Annotated in this window: 1 protein-coding gene and 2 pseudogenes; 2 read left to right on the top strand and 1 reads right to left on the bottom strand. The window is 60.6% G+C overall.

Annotated features, from left to right (window positions below):
- Both ACQKQA_RS30475 and ACQKQA_RS30470 read left to right on the top strand, forming a co-directional pair.
- A partial coding sequence (locus tag ACQKQA_RS30475; protein ID WP_427564811.1) for an amino acid ABC transporter permease occupies nucleotides 1-493 on the top strand: 493 nt, incomplete at its 5' end.
- 13 nt (nucleotides 494-506) lie between these two features.
- Nucleotides 507-920 (top strand): annotated as a pseudogene (locus ACQKQA_RS30470) (amino acid ABC transporter ATP-binding protein); the annotation flags it as partial.
- On the opposite strand, the pseudogene ACQKQA_RS30465 reads toward ACQKQA_RS30470, so the two are convergent.
- Nucleotides 912-1,006: pseudogene (locus tag ACQKQA_RS30465) on the bottom strand (dihydrodipicolinate synthase family protein); the annotation flags it as partial. The pseudogenes ACQKQA_RS30470 and ACQKQA_RS30465 sit on opposite strands and share 9 nt — an antisense overlap.

Raw genomic sequence — 1,006 nt, 5'->3', positions numbered from 1 at the left:
CGGCGTGCCGCTGATCACGGTGCTGTTCATGTCCTCGGTGATGCTGCCGCTGTTCCTGCCCGAGGGCATGAACTTCGACAAGCTGCTACGGGCGTTGATCGGCGTGATCCTGTTCCAGTCGGCCTATGTCGCCGAAGTGGTGCGCGGCGGCCTGCAGGCCATTCCCAAAGGCCAATATGAGGCAGCCGCGGCCATGGGCCTGGGCTACTGGCGCAGCATGGGCCTGGTGATCCTGCCGCAAGCCCTGAAGCTGGTGATCCCCGGCATCGTCAACACCTTCATCGCCCTGTTCAAGGACACGAGCCTGGTGATCATCATCGGCCTGTTCGACCTGCTCAACAGCGTGAAACAAGCCGCCGCCGACCCGAAATGGTTGGGCATGGCCACCGAAGGTTATGTCTTCGCGGCCCTGGTGTTCTGGATTTTCTGTTTTGGTATGTCCCGCTACTCCATGCATCTGGAGCGTAGGTTGGACACTGGCCACAAGCGTTAGGAGTTCTCTGTAAATGAGCGAAGCAATCAAAAAGCCTGTGGGCCCTGAAGGCATTATTCAGATGCAGGGCGTGAACAAGTGGTACGGCCAGTTCCACGTGCTCAAGGACATCAACCTCAATGTCACCCAGGGCGAGCGCATCGTCCTGTGCGGGCCTTCGGGCTCGGGCAAGTCCACCACCATCCGCTGTCTGAACCGCCTGGAGGAACACCAGCAGGGCCGTATCGTGGTGGATGGCGTGGAGCTGACCAACGACCTCAAGCAGATCGAAGCGATCCGCCGCGAAGTCGGCATGGTGTTCCAGCACTTCAACCTGTTTCCGCACCTGACCATCCTGCAGAACTGCACCCTGGCGCCGATGTGGGTACGCAAGATGCCCAAGCGCCAGGCCGAGGAAATCGCCATGCATTACCTGGAGCGCCTCCAGGGCCAGCGGGTTGCAACCGTTGTAGAACGGTACCTGGCCTTCGCCCAGCAGACGCAGCTTGTGCATGCGCTGGATGTCGCCGGTGC

The organism is Pseudomonas sp. NPDC089530 (assembly GCF_050280705.1).
Lineage (GTDB): Bacteria > Pseudomonadota > Gammaproteobacteria > Pseudomonadales > Pseudomonadaceae > Aquipseudomonas.
Note: the sequence above shows the minus strand (reverse complement) of the source record. Positions and strands in the feature narration are given on the sequence as shown.